17 protein-coding genes, 7 tRNA genes and 1 pseudogene are annotated in these 20,925 nt (G+C 46.4%); 19 read left to right on the forward strand and 6 right to left on the reverse strand.

Annotated elements, in window-relative coordinates:
* Window positions 1-421: 421 nt before the first annotated feature.
* Together JXR92_RS11635 and JXR92_RS11640 are read left to right on the forward strand one after the other, a co-directional pair.
* Window positions 422-796, forward strand: a pseudogene (locus JXR92_RS11635) (transposase); the annotation flags it as partial.
* 487 nt (window positions 797-1,283) lie between these two features.
* Window positions 1,284-2,168, forward strand: a complete 885-nt coding sequence (locus tag JXR92_RS11640) for a sensor histidine kinase (protein ID WP_117599467.1) — start codon at window positions 1,284-1,286, stop codon at window positions 2,166-2,168.
* A 13-nt stretch (window positions 2,169-2,181) separates the two neighbouring features.
* Here JXR92_RS11640 and JXR92_RS11645 read toward each other — a convergent pair whose 3' ends face one another.
* Both JXR92_RS11645 and JXR92_RS11650 read right to left on the reverse strand, forming a co-directional pair.
* On the reverse strand, window positions 2,182-2,790 hold the full coding sequence (locus tag JXR92_RS11645; RefSeq protein WP_117599468.1) for a thiamine phosphate synthase: 609 nt from the start codon (window positions 2,788-2,790) through the stop codon (window positions 2,182-2,184).
* A gap of 168 nt (window positions 2,791-2,958) precedes the next feature.
* A complete protein-coding gene (locus JXR92_RS11650) occupies window positions 2,959-3,579 on the reverse strand; it encodes a superoxide dismutase (protein WP_117599469.1) in 621 nt (206 codons plus the stop codon).
* Window positions 3,580-3,723: 144 nt separating this feature from the next.
* Between JXR92_RS11650 and JXR92_RS11655 the strand changes: the two genes are divergently transcribed.
* The 8 genes from JXR92_RS11655 (at window position 3,724) to JXR92_RS11690 (ending at window position 8,087) form a co-directional block, all read left to right on the forward strand.
* Window positions 3,724-6,078, forward strand: coding sequence for an ATP-dependent helicase (locus JXR92_RS11655; protein WP_138346069.1), 2,355 nt, complete (start codon window positions 3,724-3,726; stop codon window positions 6,076-6,078).
* 141 nt (window positions 6,079-6,219) lie between these two features.
* Window positions 6,220-7,365: a carboxynorspermidine decarboxylase gene (gene nspC / locus JXR92_RS11660; RefSeq protein ID WP_035448315.1), complete on the forward strand. Its 1,146-nt coding sequence runs from the start codon at window positions 6,220-6,222 to the stop codon at window positions 7,363-7,365.
* A gap of 111 nt (window positions 7,366-7,476) precedes the next feature.
* Window positions 7,477-7,549: transfer RNA gene (locus JXR92_RS11665), tRNA-Gly, on the forward strand.
* Window positions 7,550-7,577: 28 nt separating this feature from the next.
* Window positions 7,578-7,662 (forward strand) — tRNA-Leu (locus tag JXR92_RS11670).
* A gap of 40 nt (window positions 7,663-7,702) precedes the next feature.
* A tRNA-Leu gene (locus JXR92_RS11675) sits at window positions 7,703-7,786 on the forward strand.
* A gap of 14 nt (window positions 7,787-7,800) precedes the next feature.
* A tRNA-Gly gene (locus JXR92_RS11680) sits at window positions 7,801-7,873 on the forward strand.
* A gap of 27 nt (window positions 7,874-7,900) precedes the next feature.
* A tRNA-Leu gene (locus tag JXR92_RS11685) sits at window positions 7,901-7,982 on the forward strand.
* A gap of 32 nt (window positions 7,983-8,014) precedes the next feature.
* Window positions 8,015-8,087, forward strand: a tRNA-Gly gene (locus tag JXR92_RS11690).
* Window positions 8,088-8,159: 72 nt separating this feature from the next.
* On the opposite strand, the gene JXR92_RS11695 is transcribed toward JXR92_RS11690, so the two are convergent.
* Both JXR92_RS11695 and yihA read right to left on the reverse strand, forming a co-directional pair.
* Window positions 8,160-8,756 (reverse strand): DUF4923 family protein, encoded by a 597-nt coding sequence (locus JXR92_RS11695; RefSeq protein WP_044468698.1) that lies wholly within the window; start codon window positions 8,754-8,756, stop codon window positions 8,160-8,162.
* Between the two features lie 11 nt (window positions 8,757-8,767).
* The gene (gene yihA / locus JXR92_RS11700; protein WP_009036961.1) at window positions 8,768-9,376 is read right to left on the reverse strand and encodes a ribosome biogenesis GTP-binding protein YihA/YsxC; all 609 of its coding nucleotides are present in this window, start codon (window positions 9,374-9,376) and stop codon (window positions 8,768-8,770) included.
* A gap of 175 nt (window positions 9,377-9,551) precedes the next feature.
* On the opposite strand from yihA, the gene recR reads away from it, so the two are divergent.
* From recR to JXR92_RS11715, 3 genes are read left to right on the forward strand one after another with little or no spacing between them, the layout of a single operon-like run.
* Window positions 9,552-10,169: a recombination mediator RecR gene (recR, locus tag JXR92_RS11705; protein ID WP_035448317.1), complete on the forward strand. Its 618-nt coding sequence runs from the start codon at window positions 9,552-9,554 to the stop codon at window positions 10,167-10,169.
* A gap of 49 nt (window positions 10,170-10,218) precedes the next feature.
* Window positions 10,219-10,677: a hypothetical protein gene (locus JXR92_RS11710; protein WP_117599473.1), complete on the forward strand. Its 459-nt coding sequence runs from the start codon at window positions 10,219-10,221 to the stop codon at window positions 10,675-10,677.
* Between the two features lie 13 nt (window positions 10,678-10,690).
* A complete protein-coding gene (locus tag JXR92_RS11715) occupies window positions 10,691-11,227 on the forward strand; it encodes a GNAT family N-acetyltransferase (protein WP_117599474.1) in 537 nt (178 codons plus the stop codon).
* Here the strand turns inward: JXR92_RS11715 and JXR92_RS11720 are convergent.
* The gene (locus JXR92_RS11720; protein ID WP_165491398.1) at window positions 11,220-11,813 is read right to left on the reverse strand and encodes a YqgE/AlgH family protein; all 594 of its coding nucleotides are present in this window, start codon (window positions 11,811-11,813) and stop codon (window positions 11,220-11,222) included. The two genes, JXR92_RS11715 and JXR92_RS11720, sit on opposite strands and share 8 nt — an antisense overlap.
* Window positions 11,814-11,952: 139 nt before the next feature.
* On the opposite strand from JXR92_RS11720, the gene JXR92_RS11725 reads away from it, so the two are divergent.
* Both JXR92_RS11725 and JXR92_RS11730 read left to right on the forward strand, forming a co-directional pair.
* Window positions 11,953-15,060: a SusC/RagA family TonB-linked outer membrane protein gene (locus JXR92_RS11725; RefSeq protein ID WP_138346067.1), complete on the forward strand. Its 3,108-nt coding sequence runs from the start codon at window positions 11,953-11,955 to the stop codon at window positions 15,058-15,060.
* A gap of 20 nt (window positions 15,061-15,080) precedes the next feature.
* Window positions 15,081-16,661 (forward strand): SusD/RagB family nutrient-binding outer membrane lipoprotein, encoded by a 1,581-nt coding sequence (locus JXR92_RS11730; RefSeq protein WP_119961884.1) that lies wholly within the window; start codon window positions 15,081-15,083, stop codon window positions 16,659-16,661.
* Window positions 16,662-16,689: 28 nt separating this feature from the next.
* Here JXR92_RS11730 and JXR92_RS11735 read toward each other — a convergent pair whose 3' ends face one another.
* Entirely contained in the window at window positions 16,690-18,006 is a 1,317-nt protein-coding gene (locus tag JXR92_RS11735; protein WP_117599478.1) for an aminotransferase class I/II-fold pyridoxal phosphate-dependent enzyme, read from the reverse strand.
* 165 nt (window positions 18,007-18,171) lie between these two features.
* On the opposite strand from JXR92_RS11735, the gene JXR92_RS11740 reads away from it, so the two are divergent.
* The 4 genes from JXR92_RS11740 (at window position 18,172) to JXR92_RS11755 (ending at window position 20,915) form a co-directional block, all read left to right on the forward strand.
* Window positions 18,172-18,245: transfer RNA gene (locus JXR92_RS11740), tRNA-Asp, on the forward strand.
* A 275-nt stretch (window positions 18,246-18,520) separates the two neighbouring features.
* The gene (locus JXR92_RS11745; protein WP_138346065.1) at window positions 18,521-19,516 is read left to right on the forward strand and encodes a flavin reductase; all 996 of its coding nucleotides are present in this window, start codon (window positions 18,521-18,523) and stop codon (window positions 19,514-19,516) included.
* 11 nt (window positions 19,517-19,527) lie between these two features.
* Window positions 19,528-20,343 (forward strand): carboxymuconolactone decarboxylase family protein, encoded by an 816-nt coding sequence (locus JXR92_RS11750; RefSeq protein WP_117599480.1) that lies wholly within the window; start codon window positions 19,528-19,530, stop codon window positions 20,341-20,343.
* An 8-nt stretch (window positions 20,344-20,351) separates the two neighbouring features.
* Window positions 20,352-20,915: a sugar O-acetyltransferase gene (locus JXR92_RS11755; RefSeq protein ID WP_117964407.1), complete on the forward strand. Its 564-nt coding sequence runs from the start codon at window positions 20,352-20,354 to the stop codon at window positions 20,913-20,915.
* Window positions 20,916-20,925 lie beyond the last annotated feature (10 nt).

The following is a 20,925-nucleotide window of genomic DNA, read 5'->3' on the forward strand; positions in this document are numbered from 1 at the left end:
GTAATCTCCTTAAATAGAGAGATTACAATTATGACCAAATTAAAAAAACTGATTAGAACGCTTCACAGCGTTTTATGTTTTACAGTAAAAATCTGCCAAATATTATAGCGCATTTGGCTGATTAACCCCTTAATCGAATTGATTATGGGAGACTGGTAAATTTGCATTAAGAACTTGATTGTTTCCGGCAGTCGGGTTCTATTTTTTATATAGATATGATAATTATACTCAGATAAAAGCCAAGTGTTCCAAGTATCGTATTGGAAGCACTTGGTTAATGTTTAAATGAGCAATAATTACAGGATATATGTATATGATAATTATACCCAATTGTTTTATTTAAGTATCTATTTTTTAATAACTTATATTCTGTGTGTTAGGTTTTTTTTATTATGTTTATATAATAAAAATAACATGTCAATTGGAAACAGAAATAATCAATATTGTAGAAATAATAAAGAAGAATAAACAAATGCGAGGAGTAAAGTCATTTATTGATTTGATGAAATCCTTTTATGATGAAAAATTATGCAGAGAATTTCTTGAAGATATTAAATGGCATGGAGAACCAATTTGCCCACACTGTAATTGTCAAACGAAAGAGCATTATAAGTTAAAGTCTAATGGAGAATTTAAAGGACTATATAAATGTAAACAATGTAAGAAAAGATTTACGGTTACTCTTGGTACAATGTTTGAAGGTAGTCATGTATCATTAAAGAAATGGTTCTATGCATTGTATATATTCTTAACCCATAAGAAAGGAATAAGTAGCATACAATTATCTAAAGATATCCTTCTATAAGGAGAAGGTGGGTGAACCAATAAAGAAATAACCATAGTATTAACCATAGTTGCCTAGTCTGGAGAGATTGGTAGAGGTTGTGGTGAGTACAAGATTTTAGTGAAGTAATAGATATGAGTTGCAGGCTCAGAGCTTACCAGCATAGTGTAAGCATCTGATAGTTAAGCCAGCTTTTCAACGATGCCTTTAAGTCATGATGGAAAATCCATCAAACTTTAAACTTTAAATAAACATTTGCTTACACAGGAAGTGTTTGCAATTGATTTTCATAGCTATATTAGAGTGGCACAGGCTGCCATTGAAGGCTGATACCAATAATACTGAATAATGAATTTATGGACTGCATGCTTTACTTGGTAATGGCATGCGGCCCATTTTGTTGGAAAAAAAACTGTAGTTTCTATTAATTTATTTGTATTTTCTTTAGTATATTTGCTTCCTATAATTTTATAGTTTTCCAATAAGCAAGCAATAAACGATGATGCTAACAATTACGGCAGCATATGATGTCTGGACCAGCGGCCTCTATCAGAAGGATGAAGCATTGATATACAGTTTTGGCATGATTGTCATTCTGCTTTTGGTCATCATGATAATCATTTCCATCAGTAAAAGCAAAAGGTTGAAGACGTTGCAGCGCATTAATGAGGTTGCCGAAGAATCCAACCAGCTGAAGGATGCTTTCATAGCTAATATGACTCACGAAATTCGTACTCCTTTGAATGCTATTGTAGGCTTTACAACTATGCTTGCCGAAATGGATGATCTGGACAGAGAAACCCGTATGGCTTTCCTGAAAGAGATTAATGATAACAAGGACTCGCTGCTGCAACTGGTCAATGACTTGCTGGACTATTCAAAGATTGAGGCAAAGACCCTGGAATATAATGATGGAGAAGCGGATGTGAACGCGCTGATTGATGAAGTCTGCACGACAGAGAATATGCGCTCGCATCCCACAGGTATTCAGGTGGAGTTTGTAGAACGGCTGCCTCAATGCCGTTTGGTGGTAGATCGCGTGCGCTTTGCCCAAGTTATAGGTAACTTGGTGAGGAACGCCTTGAAGTTTACGGAGATGGGCAGTGTGAAAATCGGTTGTAGGAGATTGAGTAATCATAACTTCTATTTTTATGTGGCAGATACAGGCTGTGGCATTGATGAAGTGGGAAGACATGCCATCTTTGAACGGTTTGTGAAGATGAACTACAATATTAAAGGTACGGGGTTGGGGCTTTCCATCACTAAATCCATTGTGGAACACTATGGGGGAGGTATAGGTGTGGAGTCCAAGAAAGGGGAAGGCTCCACTTTCTATTTTACGTTGCCTGCCGGTATTGAATACAAAGAGTACGGTAAATTTTGATTTACCTGCGCTCTCAATCAGCCATTTCCTTCAGCTTCTTGAAGTGGCGGATTACTTCCAGATAATCGCGGTCGGTGCAGGCGTTGAATTTATTCCATAAGTCACCCATTATAACGGCACCACCGAATCCGTAATCCTTTATCTCCAGGATGTTATCGGAGGTAATGCCTCCCAAAGCCATGACTTTGCTGTCTATAATTTTACTTTTTTCTGCTTGTCGTAGTTCTTCGGCTGTAAAGCCTGATGTAACTCCGGTCTTTGTGATGCAATTATATATCGGACTCAAGAATAGATAGTCATAAAAATGTTTCTTGTTCCGCACTTCGTCCAGCGAGTGGCAGGTACAGCTGATGTGTCCTGAATAATCGTGCGGTTCTTTGGGGTTGCGGGTGTTTAGATGAATCCCCATCAGGCTGAATTCTTCCTGTAGGTAGAAGTGTTCATGAGTAATGATGCGCTTATGGTATTTTTGGGGTATCAGCGTTAAAAGTCGTTCTGAATACATGGCGGGAGTTTCCGGCTTCCTCAGATGTAGAATATCCAGCCCCTCTTCGAATAGTGCCGTGATAATCTTGTCTTCTTCCACAAAAAATGTGGGTGCTGTTACTACGATGAGTTTCATTTCTTTCGTTTAACTTTTAAGTTTAGCAAAGTTAATGAATACTTATGGTAGAAGCCAAGGAATTTCTTTAAAATATGTTAGATGGCTGCTTTAAACAAGAAAACGCCTTCTTGCGTCTTTATAACTCAAGAAGGCGTCCTTCACATGGCTTTGTGGGACCTCGTTGGTCTATTTGAATCTTTTACTTACCGCATCCCAATCAACGATGCTCCACAATTCGTTTACGTGATCGGCACGGCGGTTCTGGTAATCAAGATAGTAGGCATGTTCCCACACGTCGAATCCGAGTAGCGGAACAAGACCGGCGCGTACCGGATTGCTACCGTTGGCTTCTTTGGTGATGTGGAGTTTGCCGTTCTTGTCGGCAGACAACCAAGCCCATCCGGAGCCGAACAAGCCGACAGCTGCCGCGTTGAATTCCTTCTTAAAATTCTCAAAGCTGCCGAAGTCGCGTTTGATGGCTTCTGCCAGCTTGCCGGTAGGCTCGCTGTGGGCAGGCTTCGGGGCAAGCTGTAAGAAGTATAATGTGTGGTTCAACACTTGTCCTGCATTGTTGAAGATGGCACCGTCCGGTGCTGTGGCAACAATGGTTACCAGGTCTTTGCCTTCAAATTCCGTTCCCGGAACGAGGTTGTTGAGGTTGTTCACGTAGGTTTGCAGATGTTTACCGTAGTGGTAATCTATGGTTTGCTGACTGATTACAGGTTCCAGTGCATTGTTAGTGTAGGGAAGTTTTGGCATTTCGTAAGTCATAACTGTTATCATTAAAATCGTTAATATTGTATTCATAAGTTTCAATTATTTAATTTTGGAACTTTACTATATAAACACTATAACCTATAGAAATGTTCGTACGTCTCCGAAGCTTTTTTTATCTTTGCCTCCGTAAAAACAAAGGAAGGAAAAATATCATCATTTTAAGATTATACGGATATGCCCGATTATATAGAGGAACTGAACGAAGGACAACGGAACGCGGTGTTATACAATGACGGTCCGTCACTGGTGATAGCCGGTGCCGGTTCGGGAAAGACGCGCGTGCTGACCTACAAGATTGCTTATCTGCTGGAGAATGGCTACCAGCCTTGGAACATTCTGGCATTGACCTTTACCAACAAGGCGGCGCGCGAAATGAAGGAGCGTATAGCCCGTCAGATGGGGCCGGAGAGGGCGCGCCATCTGTGGATGGGAACCTTTCACTCCATATTCCTGCGCATTCTGCATGTCGAGGCCGGGCATATCGGCTTCACTTCGCAGTTTACCATTTACGATACGGCGGACAGTAAAAGCCTGATACGTTCCATTATCAAGGAAATGGGGCTGGATGAGAAAGTGTACAAGCCGGGGATGGTGCAGGCGCGTATCTCGAATGCCAAGAATCATCTGGTTTCTCCGGCAGGCTATGCCAACAACAAGGAGACTTACGAAGGAGACCGTGCTGCCAAGGTTCCGGCGCTTCGCGACATCTACCAGAGATATTGGGAGCGTTGCCGGCAGGCGGATGCGATGGACTTCGACGATTTGCTGTTCTACACATTCCTGCTGTTCCGGGACCACCCCGAGGTGTTGGCGCGTTATCAAGACCAGTTCCGTTACATTCTGGTGGATGAGTATCAGGATACCAATTTTGCACAGCACAGCATCGTGCTGCAACTTGCCAAGAACCATCAGCATGTCTGTGTGGTGGGGGATGATGCACAGAGTATCTACTCCTTCCGTGGTGCCGATATTGACAATATTCTCTATTTTACGAAAGTATATCCCGATACGAAGGTCTTCAAGCTGGAGCAGAATTACCGTTCCACCCAGACCATTGTCCGCGCGGCCAACAGCCTGATAGAAAAGAACCAGTGGCAGATACGCAAGGAAGTGTTCTCGGAAAAGGAGAAGGGAGAGGCCATCGGTGTGTACCAGGCATACAGTGACGTGGAAGAAGGGGATATTGTGGTGAATAAGATAGCTGAACTGCGGCGTGAAAAGCGCTATGCCTACTCTGATTTTGCGATACTCTACCGTACCAATGCGCAGAGCCGTATTTTTGAGGAAGCCATGCGCAAACGCAGTATGCCTTACCGTATTTACGGAGGTTTGTCGTTCTATCAACGCAAGGAAATCAAAGATGTTATCGCTTACTTCCGTCTGATAGTGAATCCCAATGATGAAGAGGCTTTCAAACGTATTATCAATTATCCTGCACGGGGTATCGGAGATACGACAGTGGGAAAAATCATTGCTGCCGCCACCGGGCACAATGTCAGTTTGTGGACCGTGCTTTGTGAGCCGTTGGCGTATGGCTTGAACTTCAATAAAGGTACGGTGGGAAAGTTGCAGGCATTCCGCGAACTTATATCTGCCTTTATCACAGATGCTGCGGAGAAGAATGCCTACGAGATTGGTGCTGACATTATTCGCCAATCGGGCATCATCAATGATGTGTGTCAAGACAACTCTCCCGAGAATCTGAGCCGTAAGGAGAATATAGAGGAGCTGGTGAACGGTATGAGTGATTTTTGCGCCCAACGGCAGGAGGAAGGAAACTCTAACGTGTTGTTGGGTGACTTCCTTTCGGAAGTTTCCCTTCTTACCGACCAGGATTCGGATAAGGATGGGGACGATGAGAAGATAACCCTGATGACTGTACATTCGGCCAAGGGATTGGAGTTCAAGAATGTGTTTGTAGTGGGGATGGAGGAGAATCTTTTTCCCAGCAGCATGGTGGGTGACTCTCCCCGGGCATTGGAGGAAGAACGGCGGCTGTTCTATGTAGCCATCACACGTGCCGAAGAACACTGTTTCCTATCGTATGCAAAGACGCGTTTCCGGTACGGCAAGATGGAGTTTGGCAGTCCCAGCCGTTTTCTGAAGGATATAGACGTACGGTTCCTGCGCCTGCCTCAGGATGCGGGAATGTTCCGCAGGGTAGAGGAGGAAGCTGCCGTTTTCCGCAGGGAGAACGCCAGAGGCTTTGCGCCTGATAGGGAAGATGCTCCGTATGGAGGAAAAGAGCGTGTGTCTGTACGGCCGAAGCAGCAGATTATTGCGCCGACCGTTCCACGTAACCTGAAACGGGTGGCGCCTTCTGCAAATACGGCAAGTACATCGCCTTCTGCCGGCGCGTCTGCCAACCGTGTACAGCAGGGACAACTGATAGAGCACGAACGTTTCGGCCTGGGTGAAGTTTTGAAAGTGGAGGGCGAAGGAGACAATGCGAAAGCCACCATCCGCTTCAAGAATGCGGGAGACAAACAACTTTTGCTGCGCTTCGCGCGTTTCAAAGTGCTGTCATAGGATAGTACGCATCTTTTGTCTCACACAGAGGCGGGATACTTGTAAGAGGATGATGGCATGAGTGTAGGACTGTGGTATCTTAAAAAAGACAGTTAGAACGATACATACGGACAATTTAGAATAGTAAATATAGATAGAAGAATGACAAATAAAGACTTTTCCCTTTTCCCTTCTCCCTGCTATATTATGGAAGAAGGATTGCTGAGAAAGAACCTCGCACTGATAAAAAGTGTGGCCGACCGCGCAGGTGTGGAGATAATCCTCGCTTTCAAATCATTTGCCATGTGGCGTTCCTTTCCCATTTTCAGGGAGTATATAGACCACTCTACGGCAAGTTCTGTCTACGAAGCCCGTCTGGCATTGGAGGAGTTCGGAAGTAAGGCACATACGTACTCGCCTGCCTATACCGAGGCCGATTTTCCGGAGATAATGCGGTGCAGCAGCCATATTACTTTCAATTCGCTTTCGCAGTTCCACCGCTTTTATCCGGTAGTGGTGGCGGAGGGAAGCGGCATTTCCTGCGGTATCCGTATCAATCCTGAATACTCTGAGGTGGAAACGGAGCTTTATAATCCCTGCGCACCCGGTACCCGCTTCGGTGTAATGGCCGACCAGCTTCCCGAAGAACTTCCGGCGGGTATTGAAGGTTTTCACTGTCATTGTCACTGCGAGTCTTCTTCCTACGAGCTGGAACACACATTGGAGCACTTGGAAGGAAAATTCTCCCGCTGGTTCTCACAGATTAAGTGGTTGAATTTAGGAGGCGGGCATCTGATGACGCGTAAGGATTATGATGTAGAGCATCTTGTCCGTCTGTTGCAGGGCTTGAAGGGGCGCTATCCACATCTTCAAATCATTCTTGAGCCCGGTTCCGCTTTTACTTGGCAGACCGGTGTGCTGAGCTCGGAGATAGTGGACATTGTGGAAAACCGCGGCATTCGTACCGCCATTCTCAACGTTAGCTTTACGTGCCACATGCCGGATTGTCTGGAGATGCCCTATCAGCCTGCAGTGCGTGGAGCGGAGATGGGCGATGCGGGCCCTTACGTCTATCGCCTTGGAGGAAACTCCTGCTTGAGCGGCGACTATATGGGACTGTGGAGTTTCGACCATGAGCTGCAGATAGGGGAGAGAATCGTCTTTGAGGACATGATACATTACACCACTGTAAAGACGAATATGTTCAATGGAATTCACCATCCGGCCATTGCAATGTGGACAAAAGAAGGAAAAGCTGAAGTTTTCAAGCAATTTTCTTATGAAGATTATCGTGGGCGAATGAGTTGATAATCAAAAGTCTGCTTGTATGCCTGGCGAAAATGTACACTTTTCTGTGTGAAAAAAGTCTGCAGAATGTTTGCAGGTTTAAGGAAAATATCTACCTTTGCATCCGCAATCGCGGAAATAGCTCAGTTGGTAGAGCATAACCTTGCCAAGGTTAGGGTCGCGAGTTCGAGTCTCGTTTTCCGCTCAACGCAGTTTAGATTGCAATTACCTATGCCCAGGTGGCGGAATTGGTAGACGCGCACGTTTCAGGTGCGTGTGTCGAGAGGCATGCAGGTTCGAGTCCTGTTCTGGGCACCAAGGTAAAGCAGTCGGTTCTTTGAATTGTTGAAAGTAAGTTGGAGAGGTGGCGGAATTGGTAGACGCGCTACTTTGAGGGGGTAGTGACAATTATGTCGTGGGAGTTCGAGTCTCCTTCTCTTCACGCTTTTATACATTGCGGAAATAGCTCAGTTGGTAGAGCATAACCTTGCCAAGGTTAGGGTCGCGAGTTCGAGTCTCGTTTTCCGCTCTTTCAGATGTATTGAAGATGACTTATGCCCAGGTGGCGGAATTGGTAGACGCGCACGTTTCAGGTGCGTGTGTCGAGAGGCATGCAGGTTCGAGTCCTGTTCTGGGCACTTTACTCCTCAAAAAAGGAGAGTCATCCAATGCGGAAATAGCTCAGTTGGTAGAGCATAACCTTGCCAAGGTTAGGGTCGCGAGTTCGAGTCTCGTTTTCCGCTCTTTTCAGATAAAAAAATCCCGCAAGCATTGTTCGGTGCTTGCGGGATTTTTTTGTTGTATGGAAGTTGTTGTTACAGTTTCTGTAATGAGAATCCGAGCATCATTCCGTCGTAGCTGTTGGCCAGCGAGCCGATACTCTTCAGAGTGGAGTTGCTGCTTTTGCTGGAGAGGAAGGTTATCAGTTTCAGTAGCTTGTCCGATTCGAACAGCAGGTCCATAGTTGTGGAGGTAGCGTTGACCTTGGCATTCATACCTATCAGCTTGGCGAATTTCAAGTTGACCTTTTGGGTGGATGCATTGTAGGAGTAGCTTCCCTTCATGCTCTTTTGCCCTACTTTGGCGCTGAATGTGCTGTCGGCGTTGAATGTGAATGACATTTGCCCGGCTTTGATGCCTACTTTGGCAAGCTGTTCGTCCAGTTTCTTTTCTGCGGCTGTGGCGGCAACGGCACCGCCGGCTTTCTGCAGCAGGTTGTCCGATTCGAATTCAATGGCGGAGCCGGTATACGACCAAGTGCCGGTCATATCCGCTGTTGACTTGCCGGTCACGGCATTTACCGCCTTCTCTATATTTTCTTTGTTGAACAAATCCTTGATGGATTGTGCGTGACTATTGCCGGTCAGCAGTAGTGCGGCAACAAACAGTTGCCAAAAAACTAATCTTTTCATTTTACTTATGTCTATTGTTTGCTATTCAGGCTTTTGTTGATACTTTCGATATAGTCCAGCAGCTCTTTCCGTCCCATGCGGTTTTCAGAAGAGGTGATGAAGTAGGGAGGCAGCTCTTCCCACTGTTCCTTCAACTGTTCCAGGTATTCGTTGATGTGGGTGTTCAGTCTGCCGCCTTTCAGTTTGTCGGCCTTTGTGAAGACGATGGCAAAGGGTACGCCGTTCTCGCCCAGCCATTCCGTAAACTCGAGGTCGATGGCTTGGGGAGCCAGCCGGCTATCTATAAGAACAAACAGACAAGTCATCTGTTCGCGTTGCAGTATATAACTTTCTATAATACGTTTGATTTGTTCCTGACCTTTCTGTCCCCGTTTGGCGTAGCCATATCCCGGAAGGTCTACAATGTACCAGCTCTTGTTGATTAGGAAATGGTTGATAAGCATGGTCTTTCCCGGTGTGGCAGAGGTCATGGCGAGTCCTTTCCTTCCGGTCAGCATATTGATAAGACTGGATTTTCCTACGTTGGAGCGTCCGATGAAAGCATATTCGGGAAATGTACCGGCGGGGCATTTCCGCACGTCTGTGTTACTGATGACGAATTCGGCGTTTGTAATATCCATTTTGTTGCCTTTTTGGGGTTTTACGTGTGGCAAAGGTAGCACTAATTTCATAAGTTTGCACTATCTTTGCCCAGAAAGCGAAGATAGGCTGCACCTCAGCATAAAAAATGAACGAGTTCATTTTATTCTGCATTCGGTTTGCACTATCTTTGTGGCCAATAGGAAAATTTTAAGTATGAATGGACAGTTTCCCTCGACATTATTGGAGAAGGCGGTAAATGAGTTTGCCAAGTTGCCCGGAGTGGGACGTAAGACGGCTATGAGGCTGGTTCTTCACCTGCTCCGCCAGGATACGGCAGTGGTGGAAGCGTTCGGCAATGCCATTGTGACGCTGAAGCATGAAGTGAAATATTGCAAGGTATGCCATAATATATCAGATACGGAGACGTGCCGCATCTGTTCCAGTCCGCAACGGGACGCTTCCGTGGTCTGTGTGGTAGAGAATATCCGTGATGTGATGGCTGTGGAAGCCACACAACAGTTCCGTGGTTTGTATCACGTGTTGGGAGGCGTCATCTCGCCGATGGATGGCATTGGTCCCGGAGACTTGCAGATAGAAAGCCTTGTGCAGCGGGTAGCCGCCGGTGGCATCAATGAAGTGATTCTTGCCCTGAGCACGACGATGGAGGGAGATACGACAAACTTTTATATCTACCGCAAGCTGGAAAAACTGGGTGTGAAGCTCTCCGTCATAGCCCGTGGCATTTCCATCGGCGACGAATTGGAGTATACGGATGAAGTGACTCTGGGACGCAGTATCGTGAACCGCACTCCATTTTCCGGAACTGCCTGATCGTGTTGGGCTTCTATCAATTATTCATTATCCACTATCAATTCACTAAATGGAAGAACAAATAAAGAAGACTGCATTGCGTGTCCGAACAACTTTTGCTTATTTCTGGATGCTCCCCATCCTACTCGTCCTGCTTGGAGAAACCGGAGGCGAATGGGTAGGTATGTATGCCGGAGATGTACGTGCTATCTATATGGCTGAGACGATAACCATTCTGCTGGCTGCCTCTTGCGTGCCCGTATCCCTGAAACTCTTTTCATGGGTATTAATCCGGAAAATAGATGTAGTGACGCTTCCCGAAGCCCTCCGCCTTTATGCGTTGTGGAGTGGCGTGCGGCTGGCATTGCTTGCCATACCAGTGCTTGCAGGTTTTTTCACCTATTATATAATGTTGAGCAGTACGGGTGTACTGTGTGCACTGATAGGACTGACGGCTTCTCTGTTCTGCCTGCCGGGTGATGGACGCCTGCGTAAAGAACTGCATATCAATAAAGAAGAAGAAATGTAACCGACTGGAAGATATGAATAAATCTTATTTCTGTAGTGAAAGGGTGCGTCTACGTGCTATGGAGCCGGAAGACTTGGAAGTGATGTATGCTATGGAGAATGATTCCCGGACTTGGGATGTGACGAACTTCACCGTGCCCTATTCCAGATTTGTCTTGAAACAATATATTGAGAATTCCGAATGCGATATGTTTGCCGACCGCCAGCTGCGTATGATGATTGTACGTGTAGAGGATGATGCGGTGATAGGCACCATTGATATTACAGAGTTTTCTCCCATGCATGCCCGGGGAGAGGTGGGCATTGCTATACGGAAGGAGTATCAGGGCAATGGTTATGCCAAGGAAGCGTTGCGTTTGCTGTGCGACTATGTTTTCAGTTTCCTATATCTGAAGCAGTTGATAGTCCATATTTCGGTGGATAATGAGGCAAGTATCCGCCTTTTTGAATCCTGCGGTTTTGTGCGTTGCGGGCTTTTGAGGGAGTGGTGGCGCGTAGGAGGGTGCTATAAGGATGTCGTATTGTTGCAACTTCTCCGCAACACTAATTGAACGTTGGAATCTGGGGGAAACGCGACCATATTTCATATTTTGCTCCCAGCTTGCACAATGCCTTCTTCCAGAGTGTGCCGCTGGCTGCCTCGTCCATTAGCGAGCTGATGTTTTCTTTGCCTACCAGCCAAGTGTTTTCTTCAATTTCCCGGTCCAGCTGTTCGTACTCCCAGCCGGAGTATCCCAAAAAAAATCTGATTCTGCCTTTAACGGAATTTCCCTGCATGATGTAGTTTTTAATGGCTTCAAAGTCACCGTTCAGGTAGAAGCCTTTGCCGATGGGCAATGCTCCGGTAATGCCCTTGAGCGTGTGCAAATAGAACAACGTATCTGTACTGAGCGGTCCTCCTTTATAGATAGGTATGTTTTCCGGGCAGTTGAAGTCTTTCAGCACATCATTCAAGAATAGGGGGAGAGGTTTGTTCATAACCAGTCCCATTGTGCCGTCATGTGTATGGTCCACCAGTAGAATGACGGATCGCCCAAACATGTGGTCACACAAAAAGGGTTCGGAAATCAAGACCTTTCCCCGGGCAGGAACCACATGGTTTGTTTCTATCTTGAATAGATCTATATTGCTATACATGCCCCTAATATACATAATATTCCACAATAAACAAAAGTTCTTCGCTGTTTTTCATTTTAAAAGTTTCTTTTCTCAGATTTTATGGTTTTTTTATTCGAAGAAAATGCTTAAATTTGCAAGTAATTGGCAATTTAATACAATGAAGTATACTACACTATATATGTTAATTTTAGGGCTGTTTTCTATAGGATGGACGGATTGCCCGGAGGGATTTTGGGAGCGTATGCAACGTCCGGGGCATTCCGAAATACAGCTTTCCAAAGTGACGGTAAGTGGCTGTGTGCTGGATGAAGGTGGGTTTCCGCTGGCCGGTGCCACTATTCAGGAGAAAGAAACGGCCAATGGTGCGATAGCGGATTCGGAAGGAAAATTCACGCTGGTGGTTGCCGATAATGCAGTGCTCCGTGTTTCATTTATCGGCTACATTTCCCAGGATATTGAGGTGGAAGGACGTTCGACCTTTCATATCACACTAAGAGAAAATATGATAGAGCTGGATAATGTCATTGTTACCGCTTTGGGTATCGAAAAGAAAGAAAATTCTCTTTCTTATGCCACAGATTTAATAAAAAACGAGGAATTGACTCGAGTAAAAATGCCCAACTTAATCACTTCGTTGACCGGCAAGTCAGCTGGTGTGCGTGTTAACCAGGTTTCTTCCGGTCTGGGAGCTTCAGCCAAAGTCAGTATCCGTGGAGTCCGTTCGGTGGCGAGTGACAACCAACCTCTGTACGTGATAGACGGTGTTCCCATTCTGAACTCCACCTCCGAGCAAGCATACTCTGCCATAGGCGGGACGGCCAATGCTGGCAACCGTGACGGAGGGGACGGCATTTCCAATCTGAATCCTGAAGATATAGAGAGCATCAGTATCCTGAAAGGAGCTCCCGCGGCAGCTTTGTATGGTAGCCAGGCTGCCAATGGGGTGATACTGATTACTACAAAGAAGGGGCAGTCGTACGGGCAGCGCGGTGTTTCTTTCTCGACGAGCCTGATGTTCGACAATGCTTTTGCGCTACCCAAGATGCAGAACCGCTATGGAGTAAGTGATGGTGTAGACAGTTGGGGAGAACGGGCAAACCTTCCCGAATACGATAATCTGAGAGACTTCTTCTCTACTGGTGTCACCTCCATAACTTCCATCTCCTTGAGTCACGGCAATGAGAAGTTGCAGAACTATTTCTCCTATGCCAATACTACGGGGCATGGCATCATTGGGAAACATAACCTTTCGAAGCACAACCTCACTTTCAGAGAGACTTCCGTTCTATTGAATTCCCGTCTGAAGTTAGATGGCAGTATGAACCTGATGCGCCAGGTGGTGAAGAACAAGCCTACCGTGGGTGGTTTCTACATGAATCCTTTGGTGGGGCTCTACCGTTTTCCACGGGGTGAGGATATTGCTTATTATAAGGAGAACTTCGAGGTTTATGATGAGGGTAGAAACTTGAACATACAGAATTGGCATACCTCCTACGAGGATTTTGAGCAGAATCCCTACTGGATTACCAATCGCATATTGAGCAAGGAGAACCGCATGCATGTCATAGTCTCCTTATCCGCCAATCTGAAGATAAACGATTGGTTAAGCCTGCAGACCCGTGGCAATGTAGACTATATTAACGACAAGGTGCGCCAGCAGTTCTATGCCTCTACCGCTCCGGCGTTAGCGGGAGCCAATGGGCGTTATATTGAGATGGACTATCAGGAAACCCAATATTACGGAGACGCCATACTGATGATGAAAAAGCAGTGGGATGCATTCTCTCTCAACGCGGTGCTCGGTGCCAGTATCAATGATAAGACAGTGAACTCCACCCGCTATGACTCTAAAACAGCTTCGCTGAAATATGCCAATGTGTTCAATCTGGCCAATATCATCATGAATGGTTCTGCCGGGCTGGACCAGAAGATTGATGTGCGGCGCCAATTGCAGTCCTTGTTTGCGACGGCACAACTGGGCTACAACGAGTTTGTCTATCTTGATTTGTCGGCCCGTAATGACTGGTCCTCCACGCTGGCTTATACATCTCATGAGAAAAGCGGGTTCTTCTATCCCTCCGTGGGATTTTCGCTGATATTCAATAAGCTGATGACTTTACCCCGATGGGTGTCACTGGCAAAGATAAGGGGGGCATACAGCATGGTGGGCAATGATATTCCCATGTTCATCACAAATCCTTCCTCGCATATCACGGCAGGCGGAGAGTTCTTGGCAAGTGATGCCGCGCCGTTCAAGGATATGGAACCGGAGATGACGCACTCCTTTGAGGCGGGTATAGAAGCGCGTTTTTTGAAGAATCGCATTGGCTTGAATGCCACTTTCTATAAGACGAATACCCGGAACCAGTTCTTCAAGCTTCCTACTCTGTCGGGCGATAAATATGCCTACCGTTATGTCAATGCGGGTAATATACAGAATGTGGGGTGGGAGGTTTCACTGGATGCCGTTCCTTTGCTGACGAACCATTTCAAGTGGAAAACAGAGGTGAACTTTTCCACCAACCGCAACAAGATAATTTCACTGCACGAAGCGCTGAAGGAGTTTCTTTACGGTCCTACCAGCTTCTCGTCCAGTTATGCCATGAAATTGGTGAAAGGGGGCTCTATCGGTGACATCTACGGAAAAGCTTTTGTACGTGACGATGCGGGCGATATCGTTTACGGCACGGAAGGAGACAATACCGGGATGCCTTTGGTGGAAGGTGATGGCAATACGGTGAAAGTGGGCAATGCCAATCCAAAACTGATGCTTGGCTGGAATCATATGCTGTCTTACAAGAATTTTTCTTTCTATTTTCTGGTGGATTGTCGCTTTGGAGGCGATATTTTGTCTCAGACGCAGGCGGATATGGATATGTATGGCGTTTCTGAAGTCACGGCCCGGGCCAGGGACAAAGGTTATGTAATGCTTGAAGGTAACCGGATAGATAATGTGAAAGGATTTTATAAGAATGTTGTAGGCGGACGGGCCGGGGTGACGGAATATTATATGTATGATGCCACGAACATCAGGCTGCGTGAGCTGTCCGTGGGCTACCAACTGCCTGCTGCCTGGATGGAAAAGACCAAAGTCCTCAAGCGGGCACAACTGTCCTTTTCGGGACGCAACTTGTTCTTCTTCTACAAAAAGGCGCCTTTCGACCCTGACCTGGTACTCTCTACGGGCAACGATAACCAGGGAATTGAAGTCTACGGTATGCCTACCACGCGTAGTTGGGGATTTTCTTTGAAGTGTGAATTTTAAGAGGGGGAGGGAGACTTGATATGAAGAGGATTATAGTACTGATTGGCATGGTTTTCGTGTTTCTGGCTTGTACGCGGGACTTTAAGGAAATCAATACGGACAAGTCCGGCGTGACGGACGAGGACTTGCAGGCCGACTATAACGAACATGGCATCCGTCTTGGAATCATCCAGCAAGGCATCTATTTCAATTACGACTACGGAAAGGGGAAGAACTGGCCTTTTCAATTGACCCAGAATTTGAATGCCGACATGTTCAGCGGTTACATGCACGATGCCAAGCCTCTGAATGGAGGTTCGCACAATTCGGACTACAACTTGCAGGATGGATGGAACAGCGCCATGTGGGGACATACCTATGAGTATGTTTTCCCGCAGATATATCAGTCGGAGAATGCCACACGTGACCGTATGCCTGCCTTTTTCGGCATTACCAAGATACTGAAGGTGGAAGTGATGCACCGTGTCACGGACTATTACGGCCCTATTGTGTATAGTCATTTTGCCGATCCCGAAGCCCGTTATATGCCTGACACGCAGAAAGAGGTCTATAATGCCTTTTTCTGTGAACTCGATACGGCTGTTGCTGTACTTTCCGATTATATTGTCGAGCATCCGAGAGCTTCGGAGTTTGCGCGTTTCGATATGTTGTTGGACGGTGATTATGACTCTTGGATAAAGTTTGCCAACTCGTTGAGGATGCGGCTTGCCATGCGCATCGCGGTAGCCAGTCCGGAGAAGGCAAAAACGGAATTCCGTAAGGCGATGGATAATGAATACGGAGTCATTCGGGAGGCGGACGAGTCGGTGGCGGTTTCCACAGCGAGTGGATATACCAATCCGTTGGGCGAGATAAACCTTGTTTGGAATGAAGCTTATATGGGAGCGCCGATGGAGTCCATACTGAACGGATATGAAGATCCCCGTCGTGAAATCTATTTTGCCACTTGCCAGAATGAACAGTTTGCAGGCGAGTATCGCGGCATTCGTCAGGGTACATGCTTTGCACATAACTATTATAATACACTCTCAAAATTGAAAGTTACCCAGCAGACTGATGCAGTGTTGATGCCGGCAGCAGAAGTCTGGTTCCTGCGTGCCGAGGCTGCCCTACGGGGATGGACTGATGAGTCGGCGAAAATCTGCTATGAAGAAGGGGTAATGGCTTCTTTCCGTCAGTATGGCATCTTGCAGTCCGACGCTTATCTGGAGAGCAACTTGTTGCCTGCCGATTTTGTGGATACCTACGATATGGAGAATGATATTACCGCCCGTTGTCAGGTTTCGCCACGCTGGCTGGAGTCAGCGGATAGGGATACGAAACTGGAGAAGATTATTACCCAAAAATGGATTGCCATGTTTCCCGAAGGGTGTGAAGCTTGGGCTGAACAGCGCCGTACGGGGTATCCCCGGCTATTCCCCGTACGCTTTAATCACAGTAAAGACGGGTGCATAGATACTGAGACAATGATTCGCCGTCTGAACTTTCCCGGCGGACTGAAGACGGAGAATGCCGAGCAGTATGCCGCTTTGGTAGAGGTACTGGGTGGAGATGACAATGCCGGTACCCGATTGTGGTGGGATACCGGCATCAACTGGTAGAAACACCTTATTTATATAGGGATATTTTTTATTGGATGGGGTGATTCTCGGCAAAAATTGCCATACGTTCGTCCAACTGGTCGTACTGATGGTCTTGGATAAAGGAAGTGCAGGCACGTAATCCTTCCTGATGGCTTCCGGTGGTCACCAGCGAAATGGCGCTTACACCGTAGTACATTAGTTCCCGCGCAAGTTCTCCGCTACTCATGCCCGGGTAACCGATGGTGAAGTAGAAACCGTCGGCAACGGGATCACCCAAATCATTGTCGTATACCAAGTGGAAACCGTGGCGCAAGAAGATTTCTTTCAGGCGGCGGGCACGTTCACCGTATACTTTCACTTCATCAAGGAAGTTGTATTGACCTTCATTGGCTGCTTTAAGCATGGCGGCAAGAGCATACTGCGCAGAGTGGCTGGTGCCGGAAGAGAGCGCATAGAGTACGCGGTGGATGAATACTGTGCCGAAGGTGCCGCCGCCGTAGCGTTGTGTCAACCCGGGATAGGCCCGATGATACAGTTTGTCCGAAATGCAGCTGACACCGATACGTTGACCGGCATAGCTGAAAGCTTTGGAACCGGAAATGAGCAGCACGTAAAGGTCCGTATAGTGTGCCACAGAAGGTTGGTAAGGCGCTTGGAACGGTTTGCTCAAGTCTTGGCGGAAGTCCATGGCAAAGTAGGCGAGGTCTTCCAGCACAATGACGTCATATTTGGTTGCCAGTTCGCCGATGATGCGCAATTCTTCTTCTTTTAGGCAAATCCAGCTGGGATTGTTGGGATTGGAATAGACGATGGCAGAGATATTTCCTTTGCTGAGGTAACTTTCCAACTTCGCTTTCAACTTGTTGCCACGGTAGTCATATACGTCAAAGGTTTCATATTTCTGTCCCATCACGACCAACTGCTGCTTCTGTACCGGGAAACCGGGATCGATGAAGAGAATGGTATCCTTTTTCTCATCGCACTGGCTGCATGTGAGGAATGAAGCAAAAGTTCCTTGCATGGAACCGGTAACTGGTACGCAACCTTCGGGGGCTACATCTACATTGATAAAGGCTTTGATGAAACGGGATGCTTCCTGCTTCAAGGCGGGGAGTCCGTTGATGTCCGGGTAGAGGCTGGCAATACCATTCTGCAATGCCTCCACCTCTGCCTTTACGCCGACGGCTGAGGGGGGGAGTCCGGGTACACCCATTTCCATTTTTATGAATTCCACACCCGATGCCGCTTCGGCATTGGCTGCAATGGCTTTGACTTCACGGATAGTTGCTTTGGCAAAGTCTGTGATATGAAAATCTGCGATAGTTTCATCTATCAACTTACGTTCAATAGGAGTATTTCTCATGATTTCAATATTAATTTAGTTTTGCAAAGGTAACATAAATCTCTTATAATCAAGCTATGTTAAAAAAAAGATGATTTTTTTTCTTTCAAGCTATTGCAGATATAAGAATTTTGTCTACCTTTGCAACCGCAATCGAGAGAGATAGCAACGAAAGAATGAAATAATGGTGCGTTAGTTCAGTTGGTTAGAATACATGCCTGTCACGCATGGGGTCACGGGTTCGAGTCCCGTACGCACCGCGAAAGCAAATATCAAATTAAAGCAAAGCTCTGAAATTCAAGGATTTCAGAGCTTTTTTTCTGTATCGGCAAGAATAACGATTAAAAAATCATGCATGGGATTATTCGTGGGATTTCTGCCAGTCTTACTATACTCATCTGATGAACTTGAACTTTCTTGCGGTATAATCGGGAATTCGGGTACAAATATCCGTAAATCATATACACCTTCGCTTGTGCTATCGCGGTACCTTTGTCATCAGAAGTTTAACAAGAAAAATAGAGTAATATAGCGTATGGCAAAAATAATTTTAGGAGTTCTGTCACTGCTTGTCATAATGTCGTGCAGTATCCCAGTGAAGGAGAACACCGTTCAACCCAATATAATGGAAACGAACAAGAAAAATCTCGGAAATCTGTTGGCTCTCTATCCCAAGCCGATGACGGTTGTCGGGGCGGAGGTTGAAGGGAAAGTAAACTGGCTAGTGGTAGGCCATACGGGTGTTATTGGACATGACCGGATACTCATCAGCATGAGTAAAAGCCATTACACTAATCAAGGGATAAAGGCCTCAAAACGACTTTCCGTCAATCTAGTGAGTCGTGAAATATTGCCGAAAGCTGACTATGTGGGAAGTGTAAGCGGTGCGACGGTCGATAAGTCGGAGGTGTTTGCCTACCATATTGGCGAAAACGGTACCCCTGTTATAGACGCATCACCCCTCACCATGGAGTGTGAGGTGGTAGACATCTATGAAACTGAAGGTTTCGACAATTTCATTTGTGCGATAGTCAATACATACGCTGCTCCTGAAGTGCTTGATAATAACGGGAAACTTGACTATACGAAGCTGAAACCCGTATTGTTTGAATTTCCGACCTATTCCTACCTTGCCACGGGAGAGATTATCGGCAAATGCCTGAATCTGGATAAGCAGCCGGGTATGTGCGCTAAAGAGCCGATGAGTGCTGACGGTATCGTGCGGTTGTCGAAAATCGAAGTTTATCCGCAGTATCTCGACGAATATATGAAATACGCAACCGAAGTAGGCGAAATCTCTCTGCGCATCGAATCGGGCGTGCTGACTATGTATGCGGTCGGCGAGAAGGAGAATCCCTGCAAGGTGACTATTCTCGAAACCTATGCGAGCCGTGCGGCTTATGAAAAACATATTGCATCAGAACACTTTCAGAAATACAAGCAAGGAACGTTGCACATGGTCAAATCATTGGTCTTGTCTGACCAGACGCCACTTAATCCGGCTAACAAGCTCAATAACTTCATGCAATAAATAGAACGACTATGAACAAGATTTTTTTAATTTCAGTATTCAGCATTTTAACACTCAATATTATGGCACAAGAAAAGATAGTACAGACAGCAGGACGTACCCAGTTGGGTGAGTTTGCTCCTAAATTTGCGGAACTAAACGACGATGTCCTCTTTGGCGAGGTCTGGAGCCGCACCGACAAACTCGGTCTGCGTGACCGTAGTTTGGTAACTATAACTTCTCTTATCAGTCAAGGAATCACGGATAATTCGCTCGTGTTCCACCTTCAGTCGGCAAAAAAGAACGGCATCACCCGTACGGAGATTGCTGAAATCATCACCCATATCGGTTTCTATGCCGGTTGGCCCAAAGCGTGGGCAGCGTTTAATCTGGCCAAAGGCGTATGGGCAGAGGACACTGCCGGTGAAGATACCAAAGCCGCGTTCCAGCGTGAAATGATTTTCCCCATTGGAGAACCGAACACAGCATACGCACAGTACTTCATAGGTAACAGCTATCTTGCTCCCGTTTCACGTGAGCAGGTTTCCGTCTCTAACGTCACTTTCGAGCCTCGTTGCCGCAATAACTGGCACATACACCGTGCTACTAAAGGCGGTGGACAGATGCTTATCGGTGTTGCCGGTCGTGGGTGGTATCAAGAAGAGGGCAAGCCGGCAGTAGAGATTCTACCCGGTACGGTTATCCATATCCCTGCAAATGTGAAGCATTGGCACGGTGCTGCTTCTGATGGTTGGTTTGCCCATCTTGCTTTCGAAGTTCCCGGTGAGGATACTTCTAATGAATGGCTAGAACCGGTGACGGATGAAGAATACGATAAACTTAAATAGGAGAAACTATGACTACGAACGAATTCAAAGAATATGTAAAGACGCGTCAAGCGCTTAATACGGAGGAGATACACCGTTTTATGGACGAAATGAGCAGTGAAGCCAGGCGTATCACTTTCCGGCTGAACACCGCATACTATACGCCGGACGAAGTACGTGAGTTGCTATCCGAATTGTTCGGTTATCAAGTTCCGTCATCGTTCCGAGTATTTCCGCCGTTTTATGCCGATTTCGGGAAGAATATAACAGTGGGCGAAGGCGTATTTATTAATGCCTGCTGTCATTTTCAAGACCATGGTGGTGTGATAATCGGCGACGGATGCCAAATTGGGCATAATGTAGTCTTTGCAACGCTCAATCATGGTTTGCCTCCGGCTGAACGCCAAACTACCTATCCGGCACCAATTGTACTGGGCAAGAATGTCTGGGTAGGTTCTAATGCAACAATTCTTCAAGGAGTGACAATTGGTGACAATGCTGTGGTGGGAGCTGGAGCGGTCGTGACGAAAGATGTGGAAGCAAATACAATAGTAGGTGGTGTCCCCGCAAAATTGATAAAGAGAATAGAATAATAAAATTGAA

The sequence above is a fragment of the Bacteroides parvus genome, assembly GCF_017309675.2.
In the GTDB taxonomy this organism is placed as follows: Bacteria; Bacteroidota; Bacteroidia; order Bacteroidales; family Bacteroidaceae; genus Bacteroides; species Bacteroides uniformis.